At 72.7% G+C, this 12,633-nt stretch carries 11 protein-coding genes and 1 pseudogene; 6 read left to right on the forward strand and 6 right to left on the reverse strand.

What is annotated here, in order from left to right; translation table 11 throughout:
- Positions 1-153: 153 nt before the first annotated feature.
- Positions 154-4,524: a S8 family serine peptidase gene (locus tag AB0M52_RS20835; RefSeq protein WP_363956022.1), complete on the reverse strand. Its 4,371-nt coding sequence runs from the start codon at positions 4,522-4,524 to the stop codon at positions 154-156.
- 289 nt (positions 4,525-4,813) lie between these two features.
- Between AB0M52_RS20835 and AB0M52_RS20840 the strand changes: the two genes are divergently transcribed.
- Positions 4,814-5,380 (forward strand): winged helix-turn-helix domain-containing protein, encoded by a 567-nt coding sequence (locus AB0M52_RS20840; RefSeq protein ID WP_363956025.1) that lies wholly within the window; start codon positions 4,814-4,816, stop codon positions 5,378-5,380.
- Between the two features lie 142 nt (positions 5,381-5,522).
- Complete coding sequence (locus tag AB0M52_RS20845; protein WP_363956049.1) at positions 5,523-6,290, forward strand: hypothetical protein; 768 nt, start codon at positions 5,523-5,525, stop codon at positions 6,288-6,290.
- A 6-nt stretch (positions 6,291-6,296) separates the two neighbouring features.
- On the opposite strand, the gene AB0M52_RS20850 is transcribed toward AB0M52_RS20845, so the two are convergent.
- The 3 genes from AB0M52_RS20850 to AB0M52_RS20860 form a co-directional block, all read right to left on the reverse strand.
- Positions 6,297-8,342, reverse strand: a complete 2,046-nt coding sequence (locus AB0M52_RS20850; protein ID WP_363956028.1) for a glycogen debranching N-terminal domain-containing protein — start codon at positions 8,340-8,342, stop codon at positions 6,297-6,299.
- Positions 8,339-8,719, reverse strand: coding sequence for a hypothetical protein (locus tag AB0M52_RS20855; RefSeq protein WP_363956031.1), 381 nt, complete (start codon positions 8,717-8,719; stop codon positions 8,339-8,341). Before AB0M52_RS20855 ends, AB0M52_RS20850 begins: the two co-directional genes overlap by 4 nt.
- Before the next feature lie 70 nt (positions 8,720-8,789).
- Complete coding sequence (locus tag AB0M52_RS20860; protein ID WP_363956034.1) at positions 8,790-9,164, reverse strand: DsrE family protein; 375 nt, start codon at positions 9,162-9,164, stop codon at positions 8,790-8,792.
- Between the two features lie 12 nt (positions 9,165-9,176).
- Here AB0M52_RS20860 and mtfM point away from each other — a divergent pair, with 12 nt between their 5' ends.
- Entirely contained in the window at positions 9,177-9,281 is a 105-nt protein-coding gene (gene mtfM, locus AB0M52_RS20865) for a small membrane protein MtfM (protein WP_046570768.1), read from the forward strand.
- Positions 9,282-9,285: 4 nt separating this feature from the next.
- Positions 9,286-9,879, forward strand: a complete 594-nt coding sequence (locus tag AB0M52_RS20870; protein WP_363956037.1) for an FABP family protein — start codon at positions 9,286-9,288, stop codon at positions 9,877-9,879.
- Between the two features lie 20 nt (positions 9,880-9,899).
- On the opposite strand, the gene AB0M52_RS20875 is transcribed toward AB0M52_RS20870, so the two are convergent.
- Complete coding sequence (locus AB0M52_RS20875) at positions 9,900-10,748, reverse strand: aminotransferase class IV (protein ID WP_363956040.1); 849 nt, start codon at positions 10,746-10,748, stop codon at positions 9,900-9,902.
- 67 nt (positions 10,749-10,815) lie between these two features.
- Between AB0M52_RS20875 and AB0M52_RS20880 the strand changes: the two genes are divergently transcribed.
- Both AB0M52_RS20880 and AB0M52_RS20885 read left to right on the forward strand, forming a co-directional pair.
- Entirely contained in the window at positions 10,816-11,244 is a 429-nt protein-coding gene (locus tag AB0M52_RS20880) for a Fur family transcriptional regulator (protein ID WP_363956043.1), read from the forward strand.
- Positions 11,241-12,353, forward strand: a complete 1,113-nt coding sequence (locus AB0M52_RS20885) for a folate-binding protein (RefSeq protein ID WP_363956046.1) — start codon at positions 11,241-11,243, stop codon at positions 12,351-12,353. The genes AB0M52_RS20880 and AB0M52_RS20885 overlap by 4 nt, the downstream gene beginning before the upstream one ends.
- A 97-nt stretch (positions 12,354-12,450) precedes the next feature.
- On the opposite strand, the pseudogene AB0M52_RS20890 reads toward AB0M52_RS20885, so the two are convergent.
- Positions 12,451-12,633, reverse strand: a pseudogene (locus AB0M52_RS20890) (IS701 family transposase); the annotation flags it as partial.

Genomic DNA, 12,633 nt, shown 5'->3' on the forward strand with positions numbered 1-12,633 from the left:
CCAGCGCGTTCAACATTTGCCGAGGGATACGCACGGCTACCGCCTTTCGCCGATGCTCCTTACGGATGGTAGGCGTCGACCGCGACGTGTTGAGTGCAGGACGGTGACCGCCGGTCCTCATCGGACTGGCGGCCACCGTTGTTCAGGACAGGGTCAGATGCCGGTTGCTCTGGTGCAGGTGGAGGCCGGGTCCAGGGCGAAGTCGAGCGTGCCGACGATGCCCGCCTCGACCTGGTGGCGCTTCACCTGCGGCACCCAGCCGTCCTTGGCCACGATCACCTCGTAGCGCCCCTTCGGCAGCCACCAGGCGTACCGACCGTTGGGCTCCGCGGTCAGCGTGGTGCCGGTGCCGGCCGAGATCAGGTTCACCCGGACGGTCGCCGGTATGCCGACGGTCACGCCGCCGCAGGTCGTACCGGTCACGATGCCCTGGATCTTGCCCCAGCTGGCCGGTGGCGACACGTTCATCTCCACCGAGACCGGGGTGACCAGGTACGGGGTGTCCGAGGCGACGGCCAGTTCGCCGCCGTACCGGCCCGGCTGGGCGACGCCCGCCGCCGCCGTGGCGGTGAGCGTGACGGTCACCGTCCGGGACGCGCCCGGGGCGAGGGTGAAGGTGGCCGGGGAACTGTCCAGCCAGGGCAGGTCCGCCTCGGCCGCGCAGAGTTCCAGACCACCGAGCCGCTCGCTGTCCGCGCTGCCCACGAACGAGCTGGGCGAACCGCCGATCTTGTACGCGCCGCAGGCGGCGGCACCCCGGTAGCGGCCGAACCGGGCGTTGGGCAGGTCACGCCATGCCCCGGTGGCCGGATCGAAGGCGACGGTGCGGTTGGTGACCGCCGTCGAACCCGCGGTCACGCCGCCGGCCAGCACGAACAGCCCGCCGGCCGCCGCGTACTGGGAGCCCCACAGCTCCAGCGGCAGCGCCGGCAGCGGGCTCCAGCTGTCGCTCGCCGGGTCGTACCGGTAGGCGTCGGTGTACTCGGTGCTGCCGGTGCCACCGGCGCAGTAGACCCCGGCGCCGATGCCGCCGCAGGCCAGCCACGCCACCCGGTGCGGGTAGGCGGCCCCGGTGCGGAAGGTGCCCGTCTTCGGGTCGAACACCACCAGCCGGTCGGTGTCGGTGCAGGTGCTGTCGGCGCAGCCGCCCACCAGGTACACCTTTCCGCCGAGCACGGCCGCGCCGGCCGCCGCGACCGGTGCCGGGTTGGTCGCCCCGGGCAGGGTGCTCCAGGTTCCGGCGGCCGGGTCGAAGACGTCGACCGTGGCGTTGGTGCCGCTGCTTCCCCAGCCGCCGATCACGTAGAGCTTGCCGTCGACTGCCGCGGCGGCCGGCTTGGAGCGTGCCGTCGGCAGGTCGGGCAGGGCCGTCCAGGCGTTGGCTCCCGGGTCGTACGCCCATGCCTTGCGCTCGGTGCCGGTGCTGCCGCCACCACCGACCGAGTAGACCTTGCCGTCCAGCCACGCCGCCGCGTTGTCGTAGATCGCCGCCGGCAGCTTGGCGATCTCACTCCACGCGTCGTCGGCGGCCGGGCGGGCCTCGGGTGCCGCCCCGCCGTACGCGACTCCGGTCCGCTCCTTGCTGATCCCCTTCATCTTCTGCTCGACCAGCGGCGCGCCGCCCTGATTGAGCAGTTCGAACCGGCCGGAGCGTTCCAGCAGCTCCACGGCGGCCGGCGCGCTTCCGGTGTTCTTCACGGTCAGCCGGGTGGTGCGGGTGCTGCCGTACGGCTGGTGCGACTCGACCGTCGTCGGAGTGACCGTGAGCCGGCCGGCGCCCAGGGCGAAGTCGGCCCGTTTCACCCCGTCGGCGGCCACCGCGACGTCCTTCGTGGCCGGCTGGTACGGCGTCCGGCTGGCGGTGAACGGGTGGGTGCCGGTAAGGCCGGAGAAGAGCCAGTAGAAGCCGTCCGGCTGGTCCGGGTCCTCCGGAGTGGCCGCCGACACCGCCCGGTCGTCCGGCCGGTCGTCGCTGACCACCGTCACCCCGTTGATCGCGGTGCCGGTGTTGCGGTCGGTGGTCGTGCCGACCACCAGCCCACCAGGCACCGGCGAGCAGTCGCGGTTGACCACCTCCACGTCGTCCACCTGCCACCACCAGGCGAAGGTGCCCTTGAAGCGGAAGCGGACCAGCGCCGAAGCGGCGTTCGCCGCCGGGGTCAGCGCCACCTCCTCGACCCGCGGGCCGCGCCGGCTGGACGTCTGGTGCCAGACGTTGGTCCAGGTGGCGCCCGCGTCGGTGGAGACGTCGATGTCGGCGGTGTCGGTGATCCCGACCGCCCGCCAGTCGCTGCGGAAGCGCAGCACCGGCGCGGCCGCGCCGGACAGGTCCAGCGGCGGGGCGATCAGGTCGGTGTCCTGGGTGTTGCCGGAGCCCAGGGCGTCGCTGTCGATGATGGCGAACGCGCCGGAACCGCCGGTGAGGTTGCCACGCGAGCGGGGGTCGTTGAAGACCCAGCCGCCGGACGCGGTCCGGTTGGTCACCGTCCAGCCCGACGGCGCGCTCGTGCCGTCGAAGCTCTGGGTCAGCAGCGGCGTGCCGAACCGGCCGGAGTAGCCGGTGGCGGTGCAGGCGGCGTCGACGGGTACGGCCACGTTGACCGTGGCGGCGGCGCCGGCCACCGGCACCTCGCGGGTGACGGTCCGATAGCCCGGGTACCGGGCGGTGACGGTGAGCCGGTACGAGCTGTTACCCGGCACGGTGAACGAGTAGCGGCCGGTGACCGGGTCGGTGAAGACGGGCGCCCCGGGCCGGCCGGCCACCTCGATCTTCGCGTAGAGCGGCCAGCCATGGCCGGAGCCGTCGGTGACCTTCCCGCTCACAGTGACCGTCGGATTCGCCACCAGGGCGAAGTTCCTGGTGACGGCACCGCCTTCGGACACGGTGACGGTCGCCGACTGGCCGGCGTAGCCGTACGCGCTCACCGTGAGGGTGGTCTCGCCGGCCGGCACGCTCAGCGCGTACCGCCCGTCGGCCCCGGTGGTCGCGCTGCGGGTCCCGTCGGTCACCGTCGCTCCGGCGACCGGGTCGCCGGCGCCCGCGTCGGTGACGACGCCGCTGATCCGGCCCACCGGGCCTCGGGGAGCGTCCCGCACCGCCGCGTACGCGTCGAGGCGCCCCTCGCCGAACACGTTGTTGTCGGCCGGAGTGCCGCCGCAGGCGGTGGCGTCGACGTCGCGGGCCGTACGGTCGAGCAGTTCCTCGGTGGCGGTCACGTCCCCGCGCAGGCTCGGCGCCGCCGCCCAGACCAGCGCCACCGTGCCGGCGACGTGCGGGGCGGCCATCGAGGTGCCGCTGAACGAGGCGTACCCGCCGTTGCGGACGCTGGAGCGGACACTGCTGCCGGGCGCGGCGATGTTCGGCTTGATCAGGGCGGTGCCGGAGCCGCGGCCGGAGAAGCTGGCGATGTTGTTGTTCACGTCGTACGCCCCGACCGCGTACGCGTTCTGGTTGTCGCCGGGCGAGCCGGCGCTGCCGCAGGCCGGGCCGTCGTTGCCGGCGGAGAAGACCGGGAACATCCCGGCGGCCCGCCAGGCGGCGATGGTCTGCTGGTACCACGGGTCGCCCCCGTCGCCGCCCCAGGAGTTGTTGACGATGTCGGGTCGCAGGTCCGGTCGCGGGTTCTGGCCGTTCGCGTCGGTCGGGGCGAGCACCCACTGGCCGGCGGCGAGCAGGGACGCGTCGGAGCAGGTGTTCGACTCGCAGCCCTTGGCGGCGATCCACCGGGCGCCCGGGGCGACGCCGATCTGATTGCCGGCACCGTCGTCGCCGACCATCGTGCCCATCGTGTGGGTGCCGTGGTCGTTGTTGTCACAGGGCGCGGTGCCGGCACAGACGCCGGCCGGGTCGAACCAGTTGTACGCGTGGTCGAAGCTGCCCCCGAGGTTGCCGCGGTAGGTGCCGACCAGGGCCGGGTGGTCGTACCGCACGCCGCTGTCGATGTTCGCCACCACGATGCCCTCGCCGCGGTCGCCGAACTCGTCCCACACCCGGGGCGCGCCGATGTTGGTCAGTCCCCACTCGATTGCGGCGGTGCGGGCCCGGGTCGCGTCGCCGGTGGTGGGCCGGACCAGGGGATAGCTGCGGCTCGGGGCGATCCGTTCCACCTCGGGCCGGCGCGCGATCTCGTCGAGCAGCGCGTGGTCACCCTCCACCCGCACCGCGTTGGCGATCCAGTACGCCGTGTGCGGCGCCTTCCGTCCGTCGAGCAGCGTCCGCAGGTCGCGCTGGGTGCGGGCGGCCGTGCTGGTGAGCAGTTTGTGCACCTCGCTGGCCCGGCCGTCGGGGTCGCGCAGCTTGGCGGCCTGGGCGAGCGGCGCGGTCTCCCGCAGGTACACCAGGAACGTTGTGGTCGGCGTGGTGCTGAGCTGGTCGAGCACACCCTGGTCGACGGTGGCCCGTTGCGACGCCGGCTCCGGGGTCGGCGCGGCGACCGCGGGTTGGGCGGTGACGCCCAGGACGGCGGCGGTCAGCACCGCCACCGCCCGCCAGCGTGGCGATCGTGCGGATGGTCGTGTGAACAAGGTTCCTCCCCACGTCGTCGGTCCCGATCCGTTCGGGGCCCGGACATCCGCGCGCCGGGCTGCGACGCCGCGGAGCGGTCGGGCGATGTGGGTGGCCGGTGGTGGTGCCCGCCCGCTGAGAGCCATGTTTCTTGCCCATACAGGCGGTGATCAATGGATGGCGTCAGTCAGTACTCGGTCAGTGACGAGGCGCGATCCTGACCGCTAGGCTGAGCGCGACGCTATCGGTGACCATCGTTGCCGGTGGGCGGGAAATCGCAGGTCAGCGTGTTTCCGGCGGGGAGGAAGTGTGTCCGGTGGAGAGATTCCGATCCTGGTCTGCGTCAGCTCCGACGTCGCCGTGCGGCAGCGGGTGGTGCAGCGACTGGACGATGTGGGCCCGGTGGTGATCTGCGCGGACCTGGCCCAACTCCGCGCGATGTTTCCCGCCCCGGCAGCGGAGGCCGCACCGGGTGGCGATGCGGACGAGGCGGCGGCGGGTCGCCCGGCGGAACGAGCGGCCAGCTGGGGTGATCTGGTGGTCGACCGGGCCGGGCACCTGGTCACCTGGCGGGGTGAGGCGCTCGGGCTGACGCGTACCGAGCGGGAACTGCTCGCCCGGTTGGTCAGCCCGCCGATCACGCTGTGGAGCTACGAACAGCTCTTCGCCTCGGTCTGGGGCGGCGCCTACCTCGGCGACACCGCGATCCTGCACTCGGCGGTCAAGCGGCTCCGGCGCAAGCTGCGCGCCCTGTCCGACGGGCCACAGGTGCAGACCGTCCGTGGCGTCGGCTACCGCCTGGCCGCGCCGCCGCAGCTGGTCGACGCCCGCCGCCCGGCCGCCGGCCCGCCGGAGAGCGCCGACGACGACGGCTGACGGCGGTGGCGGCAGCGGGGTGTACCGCGCGTGACACCATGGCCCGGTGAGCGGTGCAGTCCAGACGGGGTACGTCCCACCCACAGGTCCCCCACCACCGGAGTCCGGCTACCGGTGGCCGCGCTGGTTGGTGGCGTTGACCGTGGCCTGGGCTGTGCTGCTGGCCGGCCTCACCTGGATGTCGGCGCGGAACGACCGGCCGACGGTCCGCGAGCAGCGCACCCTGGTCCAGGCCGTGCCGGTGGTCGACGGCGCGATCGGTGAGCTGGTCGCGGCGGCCTCCGGTGCCGTGCCCGCACTGGTACCGCCCGAGGTCGACCGCGGCTGCCGGATCACCCCGTTCGCCGAGGGCGCGACGCTGAAACGCCAGGTCGAGCTGGCCGTGCCCGGGGGCGAGGAGCGGGCCCTGCTGGAGGGGATCGCCGATCGGCTGCCCCCGGCGTGGCGGGCCGGCGTCCGGGTCACCTCTGAGGGGCCCCGGCTGCGTGCCGACGCGGGCGAGTTCGTCACCGTGCAGGGGCGGCCCGTCGCGGACGGCCGGGTCCGGTTGACCGTCGACACCGGCTGCCGGCTGACCGGCAACGACGACTACCTCGCTTCCGGACCGGGCGCCGCGGGCGCCGAGGTCCAGGCGCTGACCGAGGCGCTGCGCGCTCTCGGTGCCTCGGCGACGGACCCCGAGGTGCTGGTCACCGCGCCCTGCCCCGGCGGCGGCGTGGCCCGTACCGTCCGGTCCGCCAGCGGCCCGGTGTCGACGTCGCCGCAGGCCGCGCTCGCGCCGCTGGCGGGCGGCACGCCGGTGGTCGAAACCCCCGAGGTGTACGCCTACCGGCGCGACGGCGTGGCCGTGCTGGTCGACCTCCACCCGGACGAGATGCTGCTCTCCGCCACCACCGGCTGCGCCGGCTGACCGCCCCTACCGGCTCGATTGGTCGTCGCGGCTGCGGCCCAGCGCATCCACCCGGCCCCACCGGCCGGGAATGTCCAGCAACTCCACCCGCCCCATCCCGGGCGGCACGTACGGGTCGATGATCAGGTGCTCGCCCTGCGGTTCGAGCCCGAGCATGACCCGCAGCAGCAGCAGTGGCGTGCCCGCCGACCAGGCCTGCGGGCTGCACGCGGTCGGATACTGCACCGGGTACTCGGTGAGGTCGCGCTCGTAGCCGGCGAAGGCCTCCGGCAGCCGGCCTTCGAAGTAGCGGGACGCGGCCAGCATCGACTCGCAGATCCGCCCGGCCTCCGCCCGGAAGCCGTACTTCCACAGCCCCCAGGCGATGATCGAGTTGTCGAACGGCCAGACCGTGCCGACGTGGTAGCCGATCGGGTTGTAACGCCCCTGGTCGTCGGCGAGGGTCCGGACGCCCCAGCCGGAGAAGAGCCGGGGGCTCAGCAGCTGTTCGGCGATCCGTGGGGCCCGCGACTCGTCCACGATGCCGCTCCACAGCAGGTGCCCGATGTTGGAGCTGAGCGCGTCCACCGGGCGCCCGTCGGCGTCCAGCGCGAGCGCGTAGTACTCCTTCTCCGGCAGCCAGAAGTCCCGGTTGAACCGCTCTTTCAGTTCGGCGGCCTCCCGTTCCAGCCGCTCGGCGTACTGCGGGTCGTTCCAGACCAGCCGGGCCAGCCGGGCGCCGCGCAGTTTGGCGTCGTACGCGTATCCCTGCACCTCACAGGTGGCCCGGGGGAAGCTGGGCAGGCGGCCGTCGGCGTAGGAGATCCCGTCCCACGAGTCCTTCCAGCACTGGTTCTCCAGCCCGTTGCGCAGGTTGCGGGTCTGGTACCAGAGGTACCCGGTGCCGAGCAGGTCGCCGTACGTGTCGATCCAGGCCAGCGCGGCCCGGGCGGCGTACTCCAGCCGCTTGACGAGCGCGGTGTCGCCGGTCCACCGCTCGTACTCGTCGAGCAGGATCACGAACAGCGGCGTGGAGTCGACCGCGCCGTAGTAGGGCGAGTGCGGCTGTTCCTCGAAGCCGGCCGCCTCGCCGTAGCGCAGCTCGTGCAGGATCTTGCCCGGCTCCTCGTCGCGGAAGTCGTCCAGCCGGACACCCTGGAGGCCGGCCAGCATCGTCAACGTCGGCGGGATCAACTCCGGCAGGAACGGCAGTACCTGGAGCGAGGTGATGATGCTGTCCCGGCCGAACAGCGTCATGAACCAGGGCAGCCCGGCGGCCATCAGCCGGACGCCGAGCGAGATCGACTCGTACCGCAGCGCGGCCAGGTCGTTGAGGCTGCGCCGGTACGCACCGGCCAACGGCTCGCAGTCGCAGCCGAGCTTCGGCGCCTTGGCGACGAACTCGGCGTGCTCGGCCTGGATGGCCGCTGTCGTCCGGCTGCCGCCGAGTGGCAGTCGGGTGCGGGCGTCCTCGCCGCGGGCACCGTAGATGATGGTGGAGACGGTCAGCCGGGTGGTCCACTCGCCGTCCGGCCCGATCCGGATCGAAAAGGTCATCCCGGCCTTGTCGATCTCCGCGGGTTCGCTGCTGCGGATCACCGTCTCGCGGTGGAAAGCCTCCCGGCGATACGCCAGGCGTAGCGCGTTCTCCTCGACCTTGACGGTGTGATGGCCCTTCTTGCGCTGGGTGTCCTTGATCTCGAAGAGGTCCCCGAAGTCGGCGGCCATCTCGACCCGGACGGTGAAGGTCGCGTCCTGCCCGGAATGGTTGAGCACGGTCAGTTCCTCGTCGAAGCCGCCGCCGATGACCCGACTCCTGATTACCGAGACCTTCGTGTCGAGAAAGTGGGTGGGCTCGCCCGGTACCAGGAAGTAGCGGGTCCGGTAGGACTCGGCGTCGTCGATCGAGAGGGCGCTGAGCCGCTCACCGTCGAGGAGCAACCGCCAGGCGGAGAGGAAGCGGGTGTCGAAGGTGAACAGGCCGGTGGGAAAGTCCAGCGACGGTTCGATGTCCCCGCGGCGGTCGCTGACCAGGAAGGTGTTGCCGTCCAGGATGCTGACCAGTTCCTTCACCGCGCCTGCCTGATGTGCTCGCGGGCCACGTCACGCGGATCCCGGGTGCCGGGCGGGGGTGGAAAGAAGCGCCGGAAGGCGAGGAGCAGCACCACGTTTCCGGTGTAGGTGCTCTCGTTGCGGAACAGCGCGGCCAACGCCTGTGCCCGGCCGGTGACCAGCCGGTCGAAGAGGTCCACGCTGCAAAACCACACGGCGTCGGCCTGTTCCGGCCCCTGGCTGACCTCGGCCACCCCGGGGCCCATCCGGACCAGCCAGTGTTCGGTGCGGTGACCGTCGGACAGTTCGATCCGCAGCGCGCCGCCGACCGGGGTACGCAGGACCTCCGGGGCGCGGGCGGGCAAGGACGCGAAGAACTGCTCGATCGCCTCGGTCACATCCGAATCGTAGGCATTGGCCCGACTTGACGGGCGGGTTCGGCTCCCTTGCCGCGACCTGCCCGAACCCTCAGTAGACGAGCGCCTGCGCGCCCTCCGCCATCGTCTCCTCGACGAAGACCGCGGCGCCGGCGATCCGGACGCCGGGGATCACGTCGCCCGAGTCGATGTCCCGGCGGGCGGCGCACTGGGTGCACGCGGTCACCGTGCCGGTGGCGAGGATCACGTGCAGCAGCTCGGCCAGCGGCGCCGAGTGCGGCAACTCGAAATTCTGGGCCCGGCCGGGCAGGGCGAACCAGGTCGACTCGCCGGTCAGCCAGAGCGAGACGTGCACCCCGGCGGCGGCGGCCGTGGCGGCCACGGTGAACGCCTGGGCGCAACGCTCGGGCGCGTCCGTGCCGGCGGTGGCCTTGACGACGAGAGTGCGGGCCATGCCGCCCAGCATAGGATGACCCGGATGGTCACCGAGATCGGGTTCGTCAGCCTGCTGGTCGCCGGCCTGGGCGCGCTCGCCGGTGGCCTGGTCTATCTGGCTGTCCGCATTTCGAGAGGTAAATGGTAAGCGCGTGAGTGACGACAATCCGCTGGCGCCGCCGCCATGGCTGAACGCGCCGCCGGTCGACCCGTACCCGTTCGAGGAGAGTCACGACCTGCGGGTCGGCCCGAAGCTGCACCCGGCGCTGGACGGCCTGCTGCCGTACATCGGCGTGTGGCGGGGTCGGGGCCGGGGTGGCTTCCCCACCATCGAGGACTTCGACTTCGCCCAGGAGATCCGGATCAGCCACGATGGCCGGCCGTTCCTGCACTACGAGTCGCGGGCGTGGATCCTCGACGAGCAGAGCCAGCCGGTGCGCCCGGCCGGCCGGGAGGTCGGCTGGTGGCGCCCGGTGCTGAACGGTGACCGGGCCACCGACGAGCTGGAGGCCCTGCTGACCACCCCCACCGGCGTGATGGAGCTGCACGTGGGCCGGCGCAAGGGCACCCAGATCGAGTTCGTCACCGACGCCGTGGTGCGTACCGCCACTGCCAAGGAGGTCACCGCCGGGCACCGGCTGTTCGGCATCGTCGAGGGCGCCCTGCTGTACGCCCAGGACATGGCCGCCGTGGGTCACCCGCTGTCCCCGCACCTGTCCGCCCGCCTGATCCGGGTGGCCGGCTGAGGCGGCGCCCCGGCCAGGGCTCAGGGCAGCGGGAAGGCGAGCAGTTCCTGCAGCGCGCTGGTCCGCGGGGTGCGGGGCAGCGGCTCGCCGTCGAGGGTGAGCACCTCCACCAGACCACGTACGGACGAGGTGAGCCAGACGCCGTCGGCGTCGCGCAGCCCGGTCGGGGTGACCATGCGTTCGGCGGCTACGCAGCCCACCTCGGGGGCGTGGGCGAGCAGCCAGGCGACGGTGGTGCCGGGCAGGATGCCGGTGCGCCGGGCCGGCACCGTGCAGAGCGTGTCGCCGTCCAGCCAGACCACGTTGGCGGTCGGCCCCTCCAGGGCGTACCCGTCCGAGGAGACCCAGAGCACGTCGTCCACGCCGACCCGGGCCGCCCAGCGTCGGGCGGCGGTGCTCGCCCCGTACGACGTCGACTTGATGCCCGCCGGGAGCCAGTCCAGCTCCGGGCGGGCCTCGGCGGGCACGCCCAGCGAGAGGGTGGCCACGCTCACCCCGTCGCGCCGGGCCTGCCGGGCCGCCGGAGCGACCTCCGACAGGGTGGCGTAGACGGTGGGTGGCCCGCCGCCCTCCGGCCCTCGGGTGCAGACCAGCCGCAGCGCCCCCTCGACCTCGGCCGGCCAGCCGGCGGCGACGCTGTCGAGCAACTCGACCAGGGCCGCGTCCGCCGGCAGGGTCAGCGCCACGGTCGCGGCGCCGGCCCGCAGCCGGGTCAGGTGCTCCTGGCGTAGCCAGGGCTGCCCGCCGCGCAGGTGCATGGTCTCGAACAGCCCGTCGCCGCGCAGTACGCCGAGGTCGTCACCGCGCAGCACCGGCGCCCCGGCCGGCAGCAGGCCCCGGCCCAGCACGCCGATCCGCGAGGCCACCATGATGGCCGAGCATAGTGCGCGCCGGTCGCGCCGAGAGTCACGCGGATTACCGAACTATGATCGGAGGGTGTCCGAATCCTCCCTCGCGGAAGTGCTCCGCGCCCGTGGGCTGCGGCTGACGGCGCAGCGGCAGTTGATCCTCCAGGCGGTGCTGGACCTGGGGCACGCCACCCCTGAGCAGGTGCACAACGCGGTACGCGAGGTGGCTGCCGGGGTCAACATCACCACCATCTACCGCACGCTGGAGCTGCTGGAGCGGCTCGGCCTGGTCACCCACACCCATCTGTCGCACGGTTCGCCGACCTACCACGCCGCCGGTGAGGATCAGCACGTCCACCTCGTCTGCCGGGAGTGCGGCGCGATCGACGAGATGGATCCCGAACTGCTGCGCCCGCTGGCCGACCAGTTGGCGGGCGAGCGGGGCTTCCGGGTGGACATCGGCCACGTCTCCTTCTTCGGTGTGTGCGAACGTTGCGGAAACGGGGACCAGGAATGATCGACATCGCGGGTGCGGTGGCTGTGGAGAGCATCGACGAGGCCAGCCGGGACCAGCCGGAGCCGGCCCACGCGGCGGCCGGGGTACGCGGGGTAGCCGCACACTACGGCGACCCGATGCGTGAGCAGCGCCTGTTGGACACCGAGGTCGGCCTGGTGGACCGGTCCCACCGGGGCGTGGTCGCGGTACCGGGCGAGGAACGGATCTCCTGGCTGCACACCCTCACCACGCAGCACCTGGCCCAGCTGAGCCCCGGGCAGGGCACCGAGCTGCTGGTGCTCTCCCCGCACGGGCACGTCGAACAGCACGCCATGGTCGCCGAGGACGGCGTCACCACCTGGCTGGACACCGAGCCGGGGGCCACCGAGGGCCTGCTGACCTACCTGGAGAAGATGCGCTTCTTCAGTCGGGTCGAGCCCCGCGACGCCACCGCCGAGCACGCGCTGCTGTCGCTGGTCGGGCCGCAGGCGGACGAGGCGGTGACCGCGCTCGACGTGCCCGCGTTGGCCGAGCCGGACGTGGTCGGTCTGCCGGGTCCGAAGTTCCGCGCCGGTGAGCTGCCAGGCCGCCCGACTGCCCGGTACGACGTCAAGCCGCTGCCGGTCGGCGGATGGGCCCGGCGCGGGCCGCTGGGAGTGGACCTGCTGGTGCCCCGGGCGGCGATGGACCAGGTGGTCACGCAGCTGCGCGGCAACGGGGTGCCCCCGGTCGGGCTGTGGGCGTACGAGGCGGTGCGGGTGGCCGCCCGGCGGGCCCGGGTCGGCGTCGACACCGACCACCGGACGATCCCCGCCGAGGTGGACCTGATCGCGCCGGCCGTGCACCTGGACAAGGGGTGCTACCGGGGGCAGGAGACGGTCGCCCGGGTACACAACATGGGCCGCCCGCCGCGCCGGCTGGTCCTGCTGCACCTGGACGGCGTGACCACCGACCAGCTGCCCGCCGCCGGCACCCCGGTCACCCTCGACGGCCGGGCCGTCGGCTTCGTCGGCACCGCCGTGCACCACTACGAGCTGGGTCAGGTCGCGCTCGCCGTGGTCAAGCGATCTGTGCCCGACGCCGCCGCCCTCCGCGTCGCCGACAGCGCCGCCGCCATCGACCCGTCGTAAGGAAGGGCCCCTTCTTAACGCCTCCGGTAGAGGAAGGGCCCCCTGTTAACACCGGTGCCCGGACCGGGCGTTCTAGTACGGCAGCCGCCATTTGTGATCATGGTTGAAGCTCAAGGTTGAGGCGGCGGGCGTAGTGAGCTCGTCTGGCTCGTGCTTGGTGTCGGCGTCGCCAGTTTGACCAGTGCAAACGGTGGGCGATGCTGTGGGTCGGCCGGATCAGCAGGACGTTGATCAGGCGGCGGATCTCGTTGACGGTCAACTCGATCATGTTGGGTGGGGC

This window comes from Micromonospora sp. NPDC051296 (genome assembly GCF_040682255.1).
In the GTDB taxonomy this organism is placed as follows: Bacteria; Actinomycetota; Actinomycetes; order Mycobacteriales; family Micromonosporaceae; genus Micromonospora; species Micromonospora craterilacus.

Bases quoted from the DNA above. Each gene is read 5' to 3' on its own strand.
- AB0M52_RS20885 (WP_363956046.1), top strand. From the start codon at position 11,241: ATGATCGACATCGCGGGTGCGGTGGCTGTGGAGAGCATCGACGAGGCC.
- AB0M52_RS20860 (WP_363956034.1), bottom strand. From the start codon at position 9,164: ATGCTGGGCGGCATGGCCCGCACTCTCGTCGTCAAGGCCACCGCCGGC.
- AB0M52_RS20875 (WP_363956040.1), bottom strand. From the start codon at position 10,748: ATGGTGGCCTCGCGGATCGGCGTGCTGGGCCGGGGCCTGCTGCCGGCC.
- mtfM (WP_046570768.1), top strand. From the start codon at position 9,177: ATGGTCACCGAGATCGGGTTCGTCAGCCTGCTGGTCGCCGGCCTGGGC.